This is a genomic window from Leptospira ainazelensis, assembly GCF_016918785.1.
Lineage (GTDB): Bacteria > Spirochaetota > Leptospiria > Leptospirales > Leptospiraceae > Leptospira > Leptospira ainazelensis.
Genome location: NZ_JAFFPT010000040.1, coordinates 1 through 20506, shown reverse-complemented (window position 1 = coordinate 20506; position 20506 = coordinate 1). Strand labels below are relative to the sequence as shown.

The window sequence follows — 20506 nt, the reverse complement described above, 5'->3', positions numbered from 1 at the left end:
GAATCATTTTCCTGCTATCCATTGAGCAAAAGTGTCCGATGCAGGATTTGAATTGATGCCGTAAATACTCGGAATAAAACGATTTTCTTCTTTATTGCACTCTTGAAGTCGTTCGTAGTAACGATAACAATTAAGAAGTAAAAAATTTAAAGTTTCTCCTCTGCTCTGAATCATCTCAGCAGTATCATTAGGTAATGGCAATCCAGCAGTTAACTGCAAAAGTTCACAACTGTCGGGACTGGGGCCAAATGCTCCATTTTCTTTTAAATTATATCTACAAGAATCTCTCTGTGTTCCAATGTAACAACTCACATTAAAATAAACTGATAAAACGATCATAAATAACTTAGGTAAGGTCGTATTCATCCTCTTTCTCCTTTTATCATAATTTCCATTTATTCGGTTTCCAAAAATTGTTATATCGGCCTTTTTTAACAAAGGTCGCACTCTTAGCAAATTGGAGTTGATATCCAATTATATTCTGTGAGGCAAATATTGAAGTGCCTATCGGTAAAACAACCATATCTACCAAAGTGGTCCCTGCGTAATTCACTCCGGCTATTATCGATTTACCTGTACCACCATACCGATCGTAACTCTTCGGTAACGCGTCATATTCTCGATTGTAAGCCGCCCTTTGTTCATTGATCGAATAAAAATTGCCCCAGGATTGTTTGATCCACTCTTCGTTTGCGTGAATCGCTACTTACTATATGAGCAATGCCGGAACGATCAATTATAGTCAAAGCAAAGTTTAGTTAAATTGGAGAAGAGATAAAAACTCTACGTTCTAAATCCAAAAAAGAGAAAGAAAGTTTTGTCAACTCGATTCGAACCTAGAAATTCGTGCTGAGTATTTCATTCCTTACTATAAATTGCTGGAAGATATTTTTTTACCTCTTTATTGCATTCTTTAAGTTTTTCATAATATTGATAGCAATTAATTATTTGAAATGAAATTCGGGCTTCTCGACTTTGATTAGCTTCTGCTGTTGCATTAGCACCCAATGGAGAGGCTAAAAGTAGTTGCAACGCATTACAACTGTCATCACTAGCATCAAAAATACCTCCTTTTTTTAAGTTATTTTTACATGCATCTCTTGCTGTTCCAATGGAACAATTTAAGAATAAGAGAATGAACAATATTAATATTGCTACTTTATTTCTGTTCTTCATTTCACAATCTCCATTTCTTTGGTTTCCATATATTATTGTATCTTCCTTTCGGTACGAACAACGCTCGATTAGCGCCTAACCACAAATAACCGTAGCCGTTTTGTATCGAAAAGATTGTTGTGCCAACTACGAACGCATGCGCATCGAAAATCGTTGTCGGCGTAGCCGAGCTTATTTCCCAGAAAAATTTAGAGGACTTCAAGCATTTCATAAAGCATTAAAGATTACGAATGTTCTGACAAATGTTTATAAATCGTTTGTGAGTAAAATTTAAAATACGAAATACGGGAATACTATTTCAAATCCTTTGACTCAGGGGAAAATAGCTTAATGATAAAGTCGCCTTCACATCTCTGCTCCTTTTCAAGTGATTTCTCGTTTAAAAAATAGTAATATGCGAAATTCACTGACTTGTTTGTTGCATATTGCTCCTCGTTTACTTTGTCCTTTCCTGCCTCCGATAGCAACAACGTCAAGATCATATCCCTTTCGAAAGTAATACTAGCTAAATCCTCTCGACAATTTACCCTCTCTGAATCGGCAACACAAGAAACCAAAAGCAAAAGAATCAAAGGTAAGATCTTTAAATTCATAGAATCATTTTCCTGCTATCCATTGAGCAAAAGTGTCCGATGCAGGATTTGAATTGATGCCGTAAATACTCGGAATAAAACGATTTTCTTCTTTATTGCACTCTTGAAGTCGTTCGTAGTAACGATAACAATTAAGAAGTAAAAAATTTAAAGTTTCTCCTCTGCTCTGAATCATCTCAGCAGTATCATTAGGTAATGGCAATCCAGCAGTTAACTGCAAAAGTTCACAACTGTCGGGACTGGGGCCAAATGCTCCATTTTCTTTTAAATTATATCTACAAGAATCTCTCTGTGTTCCAATGTAACAACTCACATTAAAATAAACTGATAAAACGATCATAAATAACTTAGGTAAGGTCGTATTCATCCTCTTTCTCCTTTTATCATAATTTCCATTTATTCGGTTTCCAAAAATTGTTATATCGGCCTTTTTTAACAAAGGTCGCACTCTTAGCAAATTGGAGTTGATATCCAATTATATTCTGTGAGGCAAATATTGAAGTGCCTATCGGTAAAACAACCATATCTACCAAAGTGGTCCCTGCGTAATTCACTCCGGCTATTATCGATTTACCTGTACCACCATACCGATCATAACTTTTCGGTAACGCGTCATATTCTCGATTGTAAGCCGCCCTTTGTTCATTGATCGAATAAAAATTGCCCCAGGATTGTTTGATCCACTCTTCGTTTGCATGGAGAGCCTGCTTACTCGATGACCAATCATGTTCTTCATCATGCGCGATTCCTGAACGGTCAATAATGGTCAACGCTGAGTTCGGTTTATTTAGAAAATAATATGCCAGTGCAACTGTTGGCCCTAAATCAGCTCTTGAAAGTGCAATCAACATATACTCCATTACTTGTTTAGGCAACTTCCCTCCACACAAACCGGCCCCTTGAAAATTTCCCCATACGAGAGAATTCTTTCCGCTCACAGGACAACCAGGACCAGACGTATTCCGAATTTGTTGATTGTGAAGATACAACAACATCAGATTGTTTGATTCCTTTTGAGGATTGTTAGGAAGCTGAGCGTATTGATACAAAGCAGCGTAGAACATCAGATCCAAACTGTGACCCGAAGGATCCGTCGCTCCAACAGGATTGCCTTCTACATACATATAACGATTCTGACCATTCACTGAATGAGGATCCACTACCGAATCCGCTTGTAAGTATCTTCCCAAGACCGGATCGTAATACCGAGATTTGTAAAAGTAAAGACCTGTCTCCTTGTCCTCCGACTGACCCGTGTATTTGTAACGGAAAATATCGGGACCATAAGAATCATTTCGATTGATCGATCCATATGGTTCGTAAGAAACGTAACTCACTCCAGGTTCCGGACCGCTCGCAGGGTTTCCATATCCATCTGTGATCATTGTCACCGATCCCAAATGATCCGGGTGATAAAAAAACATACCGTTGACTGGGGTTCCACCCGCTTCTCCTCCTCCTGAAGAATTGATTCCCGGATTCTGAATATTCGGCGTTCCCGAATTTACATTCGATCCCATCGCTAAAAGCCAAGGTGGATCACCTTCTTTGCTTCCGGTTCCTGGAAGAATTCCGCATCCGGGAAGAGACGTCATCACAAATACGGCCACAATGACTGCAGGAGTTCCAGCACCTCGCCATGATAGGTTTTGTAATAGTTCATTTCCTCTCAGGAAGTACGGATATGCGAAATAGAAGAATACCAAAAGAATCAAGAAATATATCGCATTGTAAAGATGCGTAGGCACCCCTCCTTGAAAATAAGAGGAATTGCTGAAGATTGAGACAATTGCTCCCTGCATCCGATTCTTGTAAAAGTTCCCGCAATCTCCTGCCACGTCCTTACAGAAAGGTGCGGTCGAAGCTCCTACAACATTACTTACGATCATACCGATCGAATATCTTTCCATTGAAACGGATTCCGGATCACCTACGCTTTCGCCAAGTAACAACGTTGCATCCTCTCTAGTCAGCTGTGCGACGGTTTCCCCTTGGATTCCTTTCACATACAACGTATGTCTTTCAGGGATTCCCGAATTTCTTACGATCTCGTAGTCGCTTCCGAAAAAATAACTCGTCGTCAATGAATTGTTAGTAATCGATTTGATTCTGCTTCCGGTATAGTCGTAAAAATAACGGATCATTTCCGCGGTTCCGTTAGGAGTCATCTCGATCAATTTTCCATAACTGTCGTAGCGCAGGACATCGCCGTTGCGGTTGGTCATGTTCCCGCTTGCGTCATACGAATAATTCAAAGTTCCAGTATTCGCGCTCGAAGCGGTTGTGACTGCGTTCGCATGTTGCGGATCGCCATAGCTCAAGGTATAATTCCCTTTTTGTAATAAGTTACCGTTCGCAGAATACGAATATACATGAGAACCGTATTTTCCCGTAGCATGCGTGACTCTACCGAAATTGTCCAAAGTAAAGTTCTGACTTCTGGATGGATTCAACTTGTCTTCGATTCTAGTCAGCTGACCTTTTCCGTCATAGGAATATTCAACGTTACCAATCATCGTTCCGTCCGGTTTGCGAGTTGTAAGCGCAAGCGGCTTTTGTTCCGTCGGTTCGAATGCAATTTCCATGGTCACGCCGTTTCCGGTCACTCGCCTAACAACGGGATCTCCGTTTCCATTCAAAGTTGGACCCTCATACCGAACCACTGAGTGACCCACACTAGTGCCGTCCGCGCTATCCATCGTGATGTTCGAAACACTCCCTGTTGGAGTATATAAAGTATGGAGTTTTGTTCCGTCCGGATATGTGTTAGTCGCCACTCTTCCTAAAGAATCGTAGTCCGTTTTAAAAATCGCAACAATGTCGTCAACGACCTTCGTTTTTTGTATCGTTTCCCCTCGCTGATTAAAGCGAAATTCCGCCTGACCGCTTTCATCCACAACCTTCGTTAGTCTGCCCTTGGAAAAAGGAACACTTGCGTCGTCGTATGTAAATTGTATCGACGCTTCACCGCCGTTTGTATTCTGAGTGAGAATTCTTCCCAAAGCGTCATAGGTAAATTGAATGCTCTTCCCTCTCGCGTCCGTCTGACTCGAAATTCTACCCTGAGAATCGTAGCCGAACGAAATAATGCCCGAGTTCGGATCTTGTGTGGATATCCTTCTGCCGATGCTGTCATAGGTAATATTCGTAGTGACCCCAGAAACGTCGGTGATCGTCCGAACCTCACCAAACGGAGAATAGACGAACGAAATTGTCCTTCCGTTTTCCGTTCGGCTTACGGTTTGTCCGAGTTCGTTTATGGTTTCACTCCGGCTTTCCGTTTGCCCGTCCGGATAAGTGGTCGATTTCGCTTCAGTATAACCGCTTTTGGATACTGTCGTCAATATCGATCCCATGGAGGCGGGCTCCACCATGGAGGATAAGTCTCCGTCCGGATGATTGTATTGAAACATGACGTATTGAGGAGTTTGCACACTGAGATACGGAAGCGATTTTCGAATCAACTTTCCGATCGAATAATCGAACTGAAACTCTTCGATCGTATTCACTCCGGAAACGGCCGTATTGTTTTCGGTCCGGATCGTATTGCCGAATGGATCGCGGTAAATTTTAGAAACATTCTCGCTTCCGCTCACCGTATCCCGAACGCTTTTAGCAACCGATTCGTTATTCGTATGATTGTTTACGTCGTAAATTCCGGTATTATCGTATTGATACGTTTCGTTCGGGCTCGATTCTCCAGGATAGATCACACTCAACTTTCTACCATAAGCGTCGTAATTCGTAGAAGTAACCGCACCGTTTGGATCGACTATGGAAAGTTCAAGACCGGTCGCAAAATCATAACTCGCAGTCGTAACGTGACCGAGTGCGTTCGTTTTTGAAATCGGAAAATGATTGAGAACCGGGTCGTATGTGATCGTGCTCAATCCGCTTGAAGGATCGTTGACTGAAATCACATTCCCATAGGAATCATAACCGAACGTGGTCGTCAAAGGCGATGAGCTCGCTGGAAATTGAGTCTTAGAAGTAAGATTATCTCCCGTATAATAGAATTGCGAATCTTCCACCCAGGTTCCATCCACGTTCTTTCTGGATCGAACGGCTCTTCCAATTCTCCATGTGGTCGTATCATGCAAATACTGAGTTGTATTCGTAATCGAGTGAGAGCCGATGACTTCGGAATCACTCGTCGTAAAACCATAGGAGTCATAGACAACCGATTTAGCGGATGAAGTCAGCAGGTTCCCGTTTTGATAAAGATTAAAAGTTACCGATCCCGGAACTGCGATTTCAGTTCCGAAAGGATTGGGGAAAGAATGAGCCGAATAAACGGTAGATCGAAGTATATTATCGGATGCATTATAATTTCGTTCGGATTGTGGAGAACCCGACAAACGATAATCATTTTGAAAAAAATCCGTGATTTTGTAAAACCCCGTATTCACATCAGTCTCTCGGATTGATGCAAACCCAAGACTTCTCGCAACCCCCCTCGTTCCTTGATTGTATCTCAGGTTAGAATAGGAATAATTCTTACGATGAATATTTCCCGTAGACATGTCTATCTCTGATTGAACTACCAAAAATCCGGAAGACACGTTAGGCACATTCGGATAGTTCCCGGTTCCAGGTTGAGTTGCTCCCGGATGTTGGTTCGTTAGAGCGTATTGCACTCTCGAACTTTGATTCCCGGAAGCATTGGATGCGACCTGGAGTAAATCTTCTCCGGAGTTTCTCGCAGAACTGTATCGATAATAAACCTTTCCCATCGTTTTTCCGACATTTAAAAAAACGAGACTTAGGTCGGATATACCGTCCAAATTCATGTCCTGTAAAGAAATTTGAAACTGATCCCCCCTCTCGATGCCGTTCGAATCCGTATACTCCTGCGGAGAAAATCCGCCGAAAGAATAATCATTGTTCAAAGTGAAATTACCGTTCCCGTTAGAAAGGTAGGTTTCAAATCTCTGTGATTCTCGATTGAAAAGCACCAAATCGGACAGCCCGTCTCCGTTTACTTCACCAAAATTAAACTGGGATAAGTTCTTACCGTTACTTGCATTTAAGTTTGTTACAATCGGATTGGAAAAACCGTTACCCATAAAAATTGAGACAACACTTTGCGTTCCTGTAAACGAAACAAAGTCTAAGACGCCGTCTCCATTTACATCCGCTAATGTGCTTTTTTCAGGATCGACTGAATTAGACATAGAATACGTATTTACTTGTGATGTGCCATTACTCAGATTAAAACTTCTGATTTGCAAAGCATAAGTAGCTTGACCAACAGTTCCTTGAGCATAGATCGCTCCGATCTGGGCGTTGATTGCATAGCTTTGTTCTCCTACGAAATTCATTTTAGCGCTAACTATATTTTCCAGAGCAGTTTGAAGATTTGCCAAGTCTACACTATCATAATTGAATGTACTGCCGTTCAGCTCATAATAATCTGCGAGGAAGCTATTCCCGTTCGAATCTAAATAGGCAACAAATTCTTGAAAATCCTCCTCAGAGATCGTATCCCCTGTCGTCGAAACGGGAAGAGAATCGGCAACCGATTTCGCTCTTGTATGTTCCGCTTGATACTGGGCCATCAAAGTGTCCAGTGCGGCCTTTTGAGATTGAAGAGCACTCAAAGTCGGATTATCATAAGTCTGGATTAATTGAAGATAATCAGCTTTTCCATCTCCGGTTATATCGACCATTGCGTTCAGAAAAAAATCGTTCCCTCCCGCAATCACGATCGGATTATCGAAATAAGTTTCACGGTTGATATAAATGGAAAAACTGCCACCGTTTGCATGAACGAAATCGGTCAATTCATCTCCGTTCATATCAGCAAAAAAGTCAGCCGCAGGACGATTGCTCGCTAACGGGGAAGTACTATTCGGGCCATAATGGAATCGATATTCGTAAGGACTAAAAATACTCATATTTCGATTTGCGCCCGCTAAACTTACGTTTCCAAAGAGCACGGGTGCGCTAAAACTGGAACCGTTCGAGTAAATTCCCCATAACTTCCCTCCGTCTTCATAAGCGAAATCGGTTTTCCCGTCCCCGTTTAGATCGACAGGTTGGTAGAAAGTATTATAGTGAATCGGAATATTCCAGCTAGTGAATGTACTCGGGTTTTGACCTATTCGCTGGATATGCCCTGTTAAATGAATAGATCCAGTCTCTTCAGTTCCGTTAATGGCGACAAAATCAGATATGCCGTCACCATTTAAATCCATCGGCAACCACGCAGTCAGTGCAGAGTTTACTCCATTCACACAGGCATCCGGTCCGCCCCAACCTAAAAATCCGGCACAGTTCCCAGCCAAATATTCAAAGAACCCTTGATTTCCACCCCAACAGGGAACCAGCAAAGCACAAAGGCAAGATGCAAGTCCTAAATTACAAGCATTCCGATCCGGGACCGGAACTTTAACTACATATTGAAGAGACGCATCGATATTTGTATCCAATGCCGAAGGGTGATAAGGAAGGCTAGTATTGAAAAAGACGTTTAAAAAATCGACGGCGATATTTGGAATAAACACATTCATCGTTGTCGTATCCGTGAAAACTTGATAATCGAGACTACCGATCGAAAAGCTACCTGCTTGATTCGTATAAGTAAAATCTATGTCGTCAAAACTTTCAGTGCCAAATGTATTATTTCCGGACCTTTTAATCTTGCGAAGAATTGATCTACCGGTCCCCGGACCGTAAGAATAGTCAAGATCATAGGTTCTAAAAACATTCCCCCCGACCGAAATTTCGATTTTATCAAGTCTCTTTTGGATTCTTTCTAATGTTCCTAAAATGTAATTCGGTGTTTTGTCGTTTCGATTTTCAAAAATGAACCTTATGATTCGATCGTTATAAGTGATAGATTCCGGATAAGAATCGCCATTGGAAACGTCGATTGAAGAATATTGAATATCATAACCATTGCCGTGGCCGTCCTCTTCACGATTCAAAGTCCACTCTCGAATCGATCCGGCCGTCCGTCCTAAAGCTGGAATTCTAGAATCTAAACTTGCTCCAAAGAAAAATTTTCTACCGGACTTGTCCGTTGCGACCCAAGAGCATGGACCGTCCCCGCAGGTTCCTTGCGGCTCGAATAAGATCCAAGATTCTTTTCTGCTATGATATTTCGTTTTATTTCCACTAACATCGATTAACTCTCCAGCTAGTGTGGAGACATATTGATCGAATCCGTTGTACGAAATTCCATAAGAAGGATTTCTGGAAATAGTATGAAGTCCGTTTAGGTCCCAACCCATTCCTACGAGTCCGTTTCTTCCATTCGAATTGTAGGAAAGTGATAATCTCGGAGTTATGTCCTTTGTGCCCGGCGGAAGCTCAATTTCGTATTGAGTGTTGGCTGAACCATCCGGACCCGCTTGCAATATGGGTAACTTTTGGGGAATGCTGCTAGCAAAAGCTGTAGCAAGCGTATTAAAGAAGTTTTGAACCGAACGGATCAAAGAAAAATTAAGAACGAAAAGGATAACGAAGCACAAAGTAAGAATGCGAAGTCCGCGTGATTTCATCCAAAAACTCCAGTTCTATTCGTATCAGAGTAACTATTTCACCCAGAATCTCTTAGAACAGAAACGCCTAGGGAATGATACTATTCTGACACTTTTAATAACTTGCGACGAATTAGGAAATATTTTTTGTATTTTTTACATCCATAGAAATTTTTGAATTATAAAATTCATTGTACTAAGGAATAAACAACAATCCTTAGTACAATGAATCTTCTCTGTGATTTATTGTACTAAGAACTTCTGAACTGAAACAAAATCTTAATTTCATTTACAAAAATGATACACTTCCGACTTGCTGATCGAAGGAAAAATTGGCAAAGGTACAGTGAAAATTACCAGATACGTTATTGTCTCTTTAATAGTGTTAGCAACTCCCCTTCTCTCTTCCGAGCTTCTTCTCAAATCAGGCGACGCATTCCTCATCGAAGAGATCAACGAAAGCGCAGACACCGTTAGTCTCCGTTGGAAAGGAAGATTGTATAGAATCCCGAAGTTTGAGATTCAAAGAATAGATTACTCAAGGAAAGGCCCCGAGTCTTCGTATCAATATTCGGAATTCCAACTTACAGACGGAAGTTCCGTTCGCGGGATCATCGTAGAGAGGAAGAAAGACAAAATTACTTTTAAAACTGAACTCGGCTTTGTTGAAATCGAGAAAGTTAAAATTCAGAATTCCAATTCTAAATCTTTGGAAAACGACAACGAAAGTCCAGATTTGCCTGATAAATATCTTTCGGGTCGGTCGGGCGAGAATCAACTCTATGTCGGCGGTAGTTTTTTTGCTCAGGCAAACCACGGAGCTTGGTTTCATACGAATCCTGCCACCGCAGGAGCGGGACTCTTTTTAGAAAAAGGATTTTTAAATCGTCCTCTTTGGTTTTTTGGATTTCTTTCAGAATATGCAGTGGCTCCTTCCACGACACAAGGTTCTATCAGCCTCTGGAATCAATCCTTCTATCTCGGAAAACAATTTGGTTCCTCTGCCCCCTACTTCTTGTTTGGCGGAGGAGTTACCGCAATTCAATGGAAGAGCGATTCCAAATCCGCAAACGGAACCGATCCGGAATTGTTAGGCGAAGTCGGCTGGGCCTGGGATTTAAACAATGGATCCCGGCTTAGGCTCGGAGTTCGCTCACAGTGCACGATTGAATCCGGTGATTCACTTTGCAGAACCGGTTTTAGAATCTCTTGGGGTCTTCTTTTATGAACTATTCTTTCAAAATTACTTTTTTCTTTCTCATTTCCTTTTTTCTGAAATGCAAAACTTCTCGTTTTTCCATTTCCTTTGCAAGAAAGAAGGCTTTTAAAAAAAGACGATCTCATCTTTTAACCTTGATAAAAAATACATTCCAGAACATGCAAAAAAGGATATATTCTATTCTAATCTTATTCCTTGGCATTTTCTTTGTTGAGTGCCAGAACTCTCCTCTTTCGAATATTCACGACTCCGAAACGGCAAAGGTAACACTTGCACTCGTGACTCAGCTAGGACCAAAATCGGCAACGATCAGTTGGGAATGTTCTTCTTCCCAACCCGGTTCCGTTGTCTACGGAAGAGGTGGAATTGAATCCGCAAGCATTAGTTTAGAAAATGCAAAGATTCATTCGATGATTCTTCAAAATTTAGAATCGAACGCGGATTATATAGCTTCGGTTTTTTGTTCTTCGGATATAAACAATCTGAAAGGGGTTCCGATTGCATTCAAAACTTGGGTAAGTGATTTTCCAAATAGAACCCGAGGACTTTGGGTTGTGGGAGGAATCGGGGCCGATGCAAACCCTGTTTCGCAAATTGATTTTTTTGATCCGGTAACTTCCACTTGGTATCCAGCGGCGACTTCGATTCCAACTCCTCGCGCATTCGCAAACGTTGTTTCGCACAAAGAAAAAATCTACGTGATTGGTGGTTTGGAAAAACAAGCCGGGATCTATGTTGCTTCTCGAAAAACCGAAGTGTACGATCCTTACCTGGACCAATGGAAGACGTTAGCTGAAATGCCAACCGCAAATCAAGGAGGAGTCATTGCTTCCGTAGGTGAGGAAATCTTTATCATTGCAGGAACCACAACAACGGACATGACGACTGGAACCGTTTTAAATACAGTTTCCAGATTCTTCCCCGGAATCGGACCAACGGGTGTTTGGCAAAGTTATGTTTCACTCACTGCGATCTTCGCAAGAATTGATATGGCCGGTTGCGGATTGAATGGATCGATCCTTTTCACCGGTGGGAGATTCAACGCGGATGGCTCGGCTCAAGTCACGTCAGACGGATACGTTCCTTCCGTAAATTCAACCACAAGCGCGGGTGAACCATCGATCAACTTAGCAAGACACGGATCCGGTTCCGCTTGTGTAAAACCTCTAAACTCGGATTCATTCCCCACTGATCCAGAATGGTTTGCAGTCATCGGTGGTTCCACCGGAACAAGCACCTTGCAACCCGTCGGCTCAATCACGCCTTCCAACAGAACGGACTTTTCTCAAATCGGAACGGGTCTTTTCACCATCGGTCCCATTCTTCCGGTTTCCGTTTATTATCCAGGAACCCAAGCCTCGTATGAAACAAGAAAGTTATTCGTCCTTGGTGGTGCTACAGCTCTAAACATTCCCACCGATACCGTTTACTCGATTGGACTTCAAAATCCAATCGCGAGCACTTGGACTACTGAAACCCAGAAAATGCCAAGAGCGCGTTATGCTCACAAAGTCATTCGAATCGACAGGTAAGAAACAATGAAATCGATCTTTCAAATACTTCCCTATTCCCTACTCTTTCTCATCCTTTCTTTTGGCCTCTTTCCCGAAGAAAACGTAATGGCAGGAAGTCATGAAGACGGTGAACGCCTCCTTGAAGAAAACCAATACTCAAAAGCGGAAAGTCTCGCGATTTCGCTTCTCACAAACAATCCATCGGATCCAAAAGCAGAATTTATTCTAACAAGAGCCTGGATCGGAATCGCAAAAGAAGAAAAGAAAAGGGGAAATTATGACCGCGCTAAACAGTTTTTTCAGAAAGCATATCTAAAATGGCCACTCAATCAAGAGCTGAAATCGGAAATTGAGAATCTCCGAAAAATGCCGAGTCAGAGAAGTTTAGGGCAAACTTCTTTCGGAAAAGGATCGGGGTCAAATACTGTGATTCTTTTGGATTCGGAGATTTATCGATCGGTTCAGGAAATTAAGGATGAATTAAACTCTATTCTTTTGCAGACGAGGGGTTACAATCAAGAAAATGAAAAGAGCAATTCGAAAGAGAAATATTATCAAGTAGCAATCATCCTGCTAACGGCCTTTTCTTCTTTGAATCTGATTCTTACGATTTTCATTTGGAGAAGAAAATGACTAAGACAATTAAATTCTCTGTAATCGGAATCATGTTTATTTCGTACGGATTATTAGCGGAAAACAAAAGAGGTCCTTTCTTCTTTGAAGCTGCTTACGGAGAAGGACTTAAATATCTGAACGCGACCCCAAACAAAATTGATGGTAGCTCTATGGACCGGGAAGTAAAATACGATAGTGTCGATATTATCGGGCCTTACGCGAATGAGCTTGGAACACCAGGAGACAAAGTCGCCAGTGTTTATGCATTTGATAAGGCGCCGAAACCAAAAGTTACCGGACAAAACTCCTCCTTTCTTTTTGAGTATCTAATTCAATCCAGATTTGGGTTAGGCTTCAGCTTGAACAATTCTCAGTTTCAAGCTTCTAATCTATCGTTTTCAAAACTCGAATATCTTTTTGACCTTGGAATACTTCGTTATATTTCTCCAGCGGCTCAAAATATACCTACTGATCAACTTATTAAGTTAGAAATTGCTCTTCCCTATATTACCTACCATGATAATTCATTCTTAAGGATTCGCACTTTTAATTTTCATCTTTCGTATCACTTTCTTGAAAACTCCGTTTTTGATCCCTATATTCGCCTTTCCGTCGGTTATGGAAGAGATTCGATTCAGAATACTAAAATAATACAATCGAGCATTATCATCGGCTCACGTTTTTTTATCACCGAAAAAGTCTACTTATTAGGAGAAGCTGTTGGGAACAATTACGATGCTTATGCTGAAACAACCGGAAGCTTTCATAACTTGCTCGATGTGAAACAAAGGCACATTTGGTCTTTCCAGGAATATTCCGCAAAGTTTGGAATAGGATTTAGTCTTTAATAAAATATTTGGTTATAGCCTTTTGAATAACCGGACAACGACTAGGATGGCAATTACATTGCTCATCTGCTTTCAACTTAATTGCTTTTATCGCTATCAACACGAAACACTTGAGAATATCGAGTTACGCGAGAAGAAAGAAATAAAATCGCTTACCCTCAATTTCGAGAAAAATCCAGATGATTCCTTTCGCTTCAATGCAATGTTCCTTGCCTTTCTTCCTCTTGTTTTATCAGCACCGAATGAAAATTATTCTCCTTTCGATGATGTAAACGAAGAACGAATTCCCGTTGAAATTCTACTAAAAAAATACTTAAAAATTAATTTGAAAAAGCGATTCATAATAGATGAAATAAACGATTCCGATTCAGGGAAAGAAATTAGCTCAGAGTTATTAATTATCGGAAAAACGAAACATTATTTTTGTCAAGAAACCTTACACACATTCGCCATTAGCTTTGCGGCTCTGTTTTTAGGTTTTTTTGGAGTGCCTTTAATTCACCAAAATTGCACCGTTGAAGTGAATTTTAGCATCAAGAAAAACAAATCAAATACTGAAGTTTTTCAAAAAGATTATCACGGTTACTTTTCGATTTTTAGAGGATTCTATTACAATAATTCCAATGAGGAGGTTTTACGAATTCACAATAGAATGATCATAAAACTCGTTCGAAGGTTTATATTAGATTCGGAAAGCTACATGATTAAGTAGCTATTTGGAAACGAAAATAATTTTAAGAAACGTGTTGAAGTTATAATAAAATATAACCCTGCTTAGTCGTTCAATTCAATAGCCATTTCATCAGTTTAAGGATAAAACATTCGAATAATTTAACCTAAAATTTAAGTTGTCTAATATAAAATTTCATTTTCCTTGTCTCCATGGGAATTTTGAAAGATAAAATGATTTCGGATATGTACGTGTTCGGATACTCCAAGAAGACGATCAAATCGTATACGGAATGTGTTTCAAGACTTACAGAATTCTTCAAACAATCCCCTTTGACGTTAAAGCCAACTGATATCTATAATTTCTTCTTACATCTCCGAAAACAGGAACTAAGCGATTCTACAGTTCTTGTCTACTACAGCGCGTTATCATTGTTTTATACGCTTGCAAAGAAGAAATCTACGATGAAATTGATTCCTACTCCGAAGAAAAAAACCAAAGTCGCTACCGTTCTGAATAAGACAGAAATAACTAATTTCTTAAAGCATTGTACTTCAATAAAAGAAAAAACAATCTTCACACTGCTATACTCTTCAGGAATAAGAATTGGAGAATTAGAACAATTGAAAGTAAGTCACATAGATTTCGAACGGAAATCAATTTTCATTGAAGAAGGGAAAGGAAGCAAACAAAGATATGCAATATTATCCGACCAGGCTGCATATTTACTGAATCAATACATTCAAAGTTACCGTCCAACTTCTTATATCTTTTTCTCGTTTACTAAAGGAAGAAGTTATCGAATTAACGTTCGATGGATCCAGATAAAATTTAAAGAAATTAGCAAGGCCTCCGGGATTCTCAAGAAAGCCAGCGTCCACAGCTTAAGGCACTCGTTCGCAACTCACCTGTTAGAAGATGGATATAGTATATTTTATATTCAGAAATTATTGGGCCACACCGCCTTGAATAGTACGCTTATTTATCTTCATGTAAGCCCACAGTATTTACTACAAATACCAAGTCCGATGGAAAAGATAGATTCTGCAAAAATGAGCGTTTTCGAAACGCATACACAGCATGGCTTAGAATTGCGACTTCAATAGGTAGGAAGAACGATATATAGATTCATTCTTAATTCAGACAGAGTATGACCATTAGAAATCAATCGGAATTGAAAGAGTTTAACTTCCTTCTTCTTTAAAAAACTCAGAATTATTCCAGTTTAATTTTGCTTGGTCGAGGATAACAAACTCAGCAGTTTTTAAGCCGCAAGAATTACAAGCTACGTGAAACAACCAATGATTCTTTTCTCTAAGATATCTTTTTTTAGTAACGATGCCGTACCAATGGTTACAATTAGGCCAAACCTTTAGATTAGCTTTTGCATGTAAGAACTTCATCCTTCACCTCAGGACTTTAGCTCCAAAAGAAGCACATACATGAACGTTTCGTTTTCCTTCTAATATTACATAGGTCAACCACATTTATGGGAGGACCAATATCGAACTCTTTGCAAAAGGTCAGTCTCAAAGAAATAGATAGAATTGAATAATTAGGTTTTGATCATACAATAGCCCTGATATCTTTTCAGCGGGAATTCAGCTCTTCTTTAATAATCGAATCCAAGTATCGAATTTCATACTTGTGCCTTATGTCCTCTCTCCAATCGGATTTGAGTCCCAGATATTTATTGAGCATACCAGAATTCTTATAATTTTCGTAAATAGTCTTTTCTATTTCGGTCTTTCGACTTTCAAGATTAGGGTCAATGGTCCGCAAATGTGTAGAATAGATTTTAAAGATCCTCTTAACCAGAATGTCCTGTTTATTAAATATATATACTTTCTTATTAAGTTTATTTTTACCTTTAATAAACCATCGCAAAGCCATTGGGTATTTTTCAATAAGCTTTAGATATTCCCTATTTGAAAGAGTAATCTTCGGAGGATTTAACTCCTTGGCTTTCTTGAGGGTCTTTGTTTTGCTATGCACGGCGTATTCACTGACGATAAATTTATACTCGGCCAAATACTTAGATGTGGTAAGTTTTACCTCCCAACCGATTGCATACGAATGAAAAACAGGCTTCGGGAGTGGTGACAAAGGAAGAGAATAGATTTTTTTCCGTATAGCATCTAACTCCCTCTCAAGCCTTAATAGCTCCTTTTGTTTCTTTGTGATATCAAAGCCCTTACTATTCCTCATGAATCCAAAATTAAAAGAATATTAAGTTTAATCAATATTTTTGAAATCTTGAAAAGGATAAAATTCTCCGTTTGTTTACATAAACGGAGATATGTAAATAAGTAGATTTCCATATTTCATTGAAAAATATATTACCTATTTTTTTAAATTAATAAATTGTGCCTTTAATCCTACTTGTAAGTTTAGAAATAAGATCGCCTTCATTGGTCCATACAACATGATTATATTGCCTAGTATCGAAATGAACTTTATTAAGCTCATCTTCGCGGCAACACCAAATAACAGGCAACCCAAGTGCTAACGCATAACCGGCTTCGAAATAAACTCCAGGTCTTTGCCCCGTGACTTCAGATATTAAAAATCTACTTTTACGAATTTCCGCTAATATTTCTCCGGAAATTTCATTATTATGCTCTTTATTATCAATGCGAAAAGCCTTGAATCCATTTTTATCACAGGCCTCTTCAATTGCAAAAAATGCATCATTCATTTTGGAATTAAACCACATTGCAACAAATACTTGTTTAGATACATACGACTTTTCTATTTCTTCGATCTGAATCCAACCTTTTTCTTCGATTCTAATTCCTCCTTTCATTGTTGCGGCATTTTTACCGCTTAGGGTCAAGCCGTTAAAAATAAGCTCTTTCTTATATAGAATATTTAATAAAAAAACCGTTTCATTAACATCCTTTGCGAAACAATCGTAAATTTCGATTTCATAAATGAATTCGCCATATAGAGGCTGGATTCTAAATAAGTTCAGACGTACGCGATTTTGTTTTTCTACAATGTTTTTCGGATATTCGTTTATTAATTTAACCAAAGAAGAATATTGTCGTCCGTCCTCACCTAAATCAAGATGCTTATCTTGCTCCTCTTTTGTACAGATAATAAGTTCCCGTTTCTTAAGATGATATTCGCGTAGAACAGATTGAATAGTATGACATGACTCATCTTTAGTCATTCGCGAACATTCGTATTGAGCCTGAAAAGTTACTCGGATAGATCCAAATTTTTTATGAAAATACTCATAAGTAATTCCGTCATTAGTTGGAATTTCTTGAACAGAGCCCCAATTTATATTAAATAAATTCTCCATCCTTAACCTTAACTATTTTAACTTTTGAAACTTTATCAAATTCGAACCAAACCATCAACTGCACCTTTTGAGTAATTTTATGCAGTGAAATATTTTGATCGTACGTTCATCATTCAAATCTAAAATCATTCAGTCGTTCTTTGGCTTCAGATCTTTTTCTATCTACAATCCTCTCTTTATAAATTACTTCCTGCGCTTTAGCCCAACTCGAAACGATCTCATTATTGTGTGCTTTTAAATTTTCAAATAATTTTAACCGACCTTCCATAATTGTCGAAAGTTGTCCTACCCATGCCGTCGGGTCTATTTTATCTTCATATATTTTTTAGATATTTACTGGATTATTCGATAAATCAATCAGACTAAGACTTAACTTCGTCCAGCCTAACCCAAAGCCGCTTTGATCTTTTTCGAATGGAGAAATTATCGAAGCAATGATTTTCGTTCTGAAATCTGGGTCTTGCTTGCACCAGTGTAATATCAATTCCTCATCAATTGAATTTAAAGGATTTTTAGAGAATTTATAATCGTAAGAGAAGTAATCTCCCATTTCATCAAATAAATTTTGTTCAGCATTTAAAAATTTTTCTATAAAAACGTTCGGATACTGTTTTGCAACTATTTGGATAAATAGGTTAAATTGACTTACTGGCAAATTAGATCCTATAAATCTATCGCACAAATCCCGAATAAACAGCTCGGCATCTTTTCCCGATAAGGAAACCGTAGATATTTCTTCCAAAAAATAATGAATTTGGCTATTCTGGTCTTCATCCTCTATTCTATTTTCATAATGTAAATATATAAGCCGAATTAATTTTCGACCCAATATTATGAACTTTGAGTTTAATGTTAATTCCGGATTAGCTTGCGCAAGGTATACGAATAAACCTGGAACTACTTTATCTGCACCTTCCAATGTTAATAATCTATCTAATATATCACTAATGTTAATATTTAAGTTCTTTGCATCTTCATATTTAAATATTAAGCCCTTGAACGCTTCTATTTGCGGCAATCTGCTATCAATACAATGTTCCAATCGTTTCAATGCTCTGAAATCCAATGGAGTCGCTAATTGAAAGCAGGGAAATATTAAGCTATAATTATTATCCTGAAGTAGATCATCATAAATCTGATTAATCAAATCTAAATTCAGTTTATATAACTCAAATAGAAAACCGTTAATCACCCCTATTTCACTTTCGTTCGGCTTTCTATATTTACTAAGAAGCAACTGCCATATTTCTAATGGATCATTTGCGTTTAGGGCGAGACCCTGTCCTAGCCTATTGGAAAGGCTTGAACCATTTTTAGATACTTCACCTAAGATGATTTCTAAGATTGATTTATCAAATGTCAACTCGCGAGTTAAATTTAAAAATTCATTTTCGAAAGAAAAGCCTCCGGAAATAACATCTTCTCCTCTCCCTTTTTTTAAATTCCAAACATTCCCTAAAAATAAATAGGTTCTTAATCTATCCAAAAGAGTTTTAGGTTTTAATAAATCTTCGATAACCAGCAAACGTGATAACAAGTTTTGTTCCATTTCTGCAGAGTCGTAAATAATAACATTACTAACTGTGACCCAACCCTCTCCCCAATAATCCAGAGAAAATATTTCAATCAAAGCTGCTAATTCTTCTATCACATAGCCACAATTCCAAAGATTCCTAAATTTTTCCGCAATCAAACTTCTTATCTGTTTAGAATGTTCCAAATTTTCAGAATATAACTTCATTAAATATTTTAGAAAAAAGCTATACCATTCCCGTATTTCTTCCGCATTGGCTGGGTAATAACCATAATCACGTTGAAGGGCTCCGAACTCAAAATTCATAATACTGCCATACGCATTTGTTTCCAAAGCGGAGCCCATCAAGAGAAGACCCAATTCACATTCGGCTGTAATCGTAGACTGCAATAAAGAATCAATTATTTTCAATCTCTGATCTGCCAATGCATGCGTTCCTGAATATCTTAAATAAAATAAAGAACTCAACAATTTTCTGGAGGAATCAGAAGTGTAATTGGCTTTTTCCATAAGAGCGAATTTAACAAGTAATTTGATGCATCTCTCGAAATAGATTTGTTCGTACGCAATCAGCCTAAGTAATCTTGTTATCTCTATCCGGTCTTCATTCGAAATAGAAAAATAAGTATCTGCGGTATCTATACTGGCAGTTTTTTCTATAGTATCTAAGACGATTCCTGGAACAATCGGGGCAACATTCCTAAGTATTGAAAGCTTTATACTTCCTAACTCAGATAAGTTATGAAGCATTCCCCCAAAAGAAAACCACTTATTAGCTATATTCTTTGAATTAAGAGACTCATGAAGAAATCCTAATCTTCTAGAAAATGAAAGCAAAAGTCTTTCAGAGCCACCATTTTCAAAAATATTCAAAATATTATCCATCGGGATATTTTCTAACGCACGGATAGCAAGCCTATTGGCAATTGCATGGGGTAAAACTGCTCTCCAAAAACCTCTTTGTTGTATAAGGTCTCTTCTTTTTAATTCTGAAATATCAGCGAATAAATCTTCTAAGGGTTTACTTGCTAGCTTGCTCAGTAGATTTATTTCTAATTCATTTCCCTCACTCGTTTGAATATCGAAGGAATATATTAGAGAACAAACCTCCGCCGATCTCAATAGATTATGGCTTTGCGAATGACGTTGATAGAATAGTCTTTCAAAAAGATCTTCATCACGTAAAATTGTCATCTTTTGTCCCTTTACAATTGTATTAGCAAGTGCAATGGCAATCCGAGCATTCCCTCCCGCAAATTCAGCAATTTTGCGAACATTTATCTCATGAATATATTCAAATCTAGTCCTGAGTAGCTGTTCAATTAACTCCGATGACGCAGGCTCGAGTTTATATACATCCGTTTCATCAGGTTGATCATCCCTAATATCATATTCAACTGTAATTAAACATCCCTGATTTTGTATCGAAGTGATTATTGAAGATAGCTTTCGGTGCAACAGAGAGCTACAATTATCTATTATTAGAATGAATCGTTTATTTAAACTAATAAGTTGATGTAATAAATCTAATGGAGATGGATCC

Annotated in this window: 16 protein-coding genes and 1 pseudogene; 6 read left to right on the top strand and 11 right to left on the bottom strand. The window is 38.7% G+C overall.

The window, feature by feature from the left end; translation table 11 throughout:
- Positions 1-3: 3 nt before the first annotated feature.
- The 6 genes and pseudogenes from JWG44_RS10815 to JWG44_RS10795 all read right to left on the bottom strand — a co-directional run bounded on the left by JWG44_RS10815 (position 4) and on the right by JWG44_RS10795 (position 9274).
- Entirely contained in the window at positions 4-366 is a 363-nt protein-coding gene (locus JWG44_RS10815; protein ID WP_205274966.1) for a hypothetical protein, read from the bottom strand.
- Between the two features lie 16 nt (positions 367-382).
- A pseudogene (locus JWG44_RS22665) lies at positions 383-755 on the bottom strand (hypothetical protein); the annotation flags it as partial.
- A gap of 103 nt (positions 756-858) precedes the next feature.
- Positions 859-1176 (bottom strand): hypothetical protein, encoded by a 318-nt coding sequence (locus tag JWG44_RS10810; RefSeq protein WP_205274967.1) that lies wholly within the window; start codon positions 1174-1176, stop codon positions 859-861.
- 293 nt (positions 1177-1469) lie between these two features.
- Positions 1470-1769 (bottom strand): hypothetical protein, encoded by a 300-nt coding sequence (locus tag JWG44_RS22305; protein ID WP_232371601.1) that lies wholly within the window; start codon positions 1767-1769, stop codon positions 1470-1472.
- Between the two features lie 4 nt (positions 1770-1773).
- Positions 1774-2136 (bottom strand): hypothetical protein, encoded by a 363-nt coding sequence (locus JWG44_RS10800; RefSeq protein WP_205274966.1) that lies wholly within the window; start codon positions 2134-2136, stop codon positions 1774-1776.
- A gap of 16 nt (positions 2137-2152) precedes the next feature.
- The gene (locus JWG44_RS10795; protein WP_205274965.1) at positions 2153-9274 is read right to left on the bottom strand and encodes an RHS repeat-associated core domain-containing protein; all 7122 of its coding nucleotides are present in this window, start codon (positions 9272-9274) and stop codon (positions 2153-2155) included.
- Positions 9275-9599: 325 nt separating this feature from the next.
- Between JWG44_RS10795 and JWG44_RS10790 the strand changes: the two genes are divergently transcribed.
- The 6 genes from JWG44_RS10790 to JWG44_RS10765 all read left to right on the top strand — a co-directional run bounded on the left by JWG44_RS10790 (position 9600) and on the right by JWG44_RS10765 (position 15225).
- Positions 9600-10481: an LA_3334 family protein gene (locus JWG44_RS10790; RefSeq protein WP_205274964.1), complete on the top strand. Its 882-nt coding sequence runs from the start codon at positions 9600-9602 to the stop codon at positions 10479-10481.
- A 149-nt stretch (positions 10482-10630) separates the two neighbouring features.
- Positions 10631-12004, top strand: coding sequence for a Kelch repeat-containing protein (locus JWG44_RS10785; RefSeq protein ID WP_232371600.1), 1374 nt, complete (start codon positions 10631-10633; stop codon positions 12002-12004).
- 6 nt (positions 12005-12010) lie between these two features.
- Complete coding sequence (locus JWG44_RS10780) at positions 12011-12619, top strand: tetratricopeptide repeat protein (protein ID WP_205274962.1); 609 nt, start codon at positions 12011-12013, stop codon at positions 12617-12619.
- Complete coding sequence (locus JWG44_RS10775) at positions 12616-13449, top strand: hypothetical protein (RefSeq protein ID WP_205274961.1); 834 nt, start codon at positions 12616-12618, stop codon at positions 13447-13449. The genes JWG44_RS10780 and JWG44_RS10775 overlap by 4 nt, the downstream gene beginning before the upstream one ends.
- Before the next feature lie 46 nt (positions 13450-13495).
- Entirely contained in the window at positions 13496-14161 is a 666-nt protein-coding gene (locus JWG44_RS22300; RefSeq protein WP_232371599.1) for a hypothetical protein, read from the top strand.
- A gap of 191 nt (positions 14162-14352) precedes the next feature.
- The gene (locus tag JWG44_RS10765) at positions 14353-15225 is read left to right on the top strand and encodes a tyrosine-type recombinase/integrase (protein WP_205274978.1); all 873 of its coding nucleotides are present in this window, start codon (positions 14353-14355) and stop codon (positions 15223-15225) included.
- Positions 15226-15303: 78 nt separating this feature from the next.
- Here the strand turns inward: JWG44_RS10765 and JWG44_RS10760 are convergent, their stop codons facing one another.
- The 5 genes from JWG44_RS10760 to JWG44_RS10740 all read right to left on the bottom strand — a co-directional run.
- A complete protein-coding gene (locus JWG44_RS10760) occupies positions 15304-15522 on the bottom strand; it encodes a hypothetical protein (protein WP_205274960.1) in 219 nt (72 codons plus the stop codon).
- Between the two features lie 187 nt (positions 15523-15709).
- Positions 15710-16327 carry a hypothetical protein gene (locus JWG44_RS10755; protein ID WP_205274959.1) on the bottom strand — a complete coding sequence of 206 codons (618 nt, stop codon included), beginning with the start codon at positions 16325-16327 and terminating at the stop codon, positions 15710-15712.
- 148 nt (positions 16328-16475) lie between these two features.
- Positions 16476-17429 (bottom strand): hypothetical protein, encoded by a 954-nt coding sequence (locus JWG44_RS22295; protein WP_232371598.1) that lies wholly within the window; start codon positions 17427-17429, stop codon positions 16476-16478.
- 109 nt (positions 17430-17538) lie between these two features.
- Positions 17539-17697 carry a hypothetical protein gene (locus JWG44_RS10745; protein ID WP_205274958.1) on the bottom strand — a complete coding sequence of 53 codons (159 nt, stop codon included), beginning with the start codon at positions 17695-17697 and terminating at the stop codon, positions 17539-17541.
- A 57-nt stretch (positions 17698-17754) separates the two neighbouring features.
- Positions 17755-20506 (bottom strand): hypothetical protein (locus JWG44_RS10740; protein WP_205274957.1); only part of this gene is annotated, 2752 nt, incomplete at its 5' end.

Coding starts and splice junctions, on each gene's coding strand:
- JWG44_RS10815 (WP_205274966.1), bottom strand. CDS start 366: ATGAATACGACCTTACCTAAGTTATTTATGATCGTTTTATCAGTTTAT.
- JWG44_RS10810 (WP_205274967.1), bottom strand. CDS start 1,176: ATGAAGAACAGAAATAAAGTAGCAATATTAATATTGTTCATTCTCTTA.
- JWG44_RS22305 (WP_232371601.1), bottom strand. CDS start 1,769: ATGAATTTAAAGATCTTACCTTTGATTCTTTTGCTTTTGGTTTCTTGT.
- JWG44_RS10800 (WP_205274966.1), bottom strand. CDS start 2,136: ATGAATACGACCTTACCTAAGTTATTTATGATCGTTTTATCAGTTTAT.
- JWG44_RS10795 (WP_205274965.1), bottom strand. CDS start 9,274: ATGAAATCACGCGGACTTCGCATTCTTACTTTGTGCTTCGTTATCCTT.
- JWG44_RS10785 (WP_232371600.1), top strand. CDS start 10,631: ATGCAAAAAAGGATATATTCTATTCTAATCTTATTCCTTGGCATTTTC.
- JWG44_RS10780 (WP_205274962.1), top strand. CDS start 12,011: ATGAAATCGATCTTTCAAATACTTCCCTATTCCCTACTCTTTCTCATC.
- JWG44_RS10775 (WP_205274961.1), top strand. CDS start 12,616: ATGACTAAGACAATTAAATTCTCTGTAATCGGAATCATGTTTATTTCG.
- JWG44_RS22300 (WP_232371599.1), top strand. CDS start 13,496: ATGGCAATTACATTGCTCATCTGCTTTCAACTTAATTGCTTTTATCGC.
- JWG44_RS10765 (WP_205274978.1), top strand. CDS start 14,353: ATGATTTCGGATATGTACGTGTTCGGATACTCCAAGAAGACGATCAAA.
- JWG44_RS10760 (WP_205274960.1), bottom strand. CDS start 15,522: ATGAAGTTCTTACATGCAAAAGCTAATCTAAAGGTTTGGCCTAATTGT.
- JWG44_RS10755 (WP_205274959.1), bottom strand. CDS start 16,327: ATGAGGAATAGTAAGGGCTTTGATATCACAAAGAAACAAAAGGAGCTA.
- JWG44_RS22295 (WP_232371598.1), bottom strand. CDS start 17,429: ATGGAGAATTTATTTAATATAAATTGGGGCTCTGTTCAAGAAATTCCA.
- JWG44_RS10745 (WP_205274958.1), bottom strand. CDS start 17,697: ATGGAAGGTCGGTTAAAATTATTTGAAAATTTAAAAGCACACAATAAT.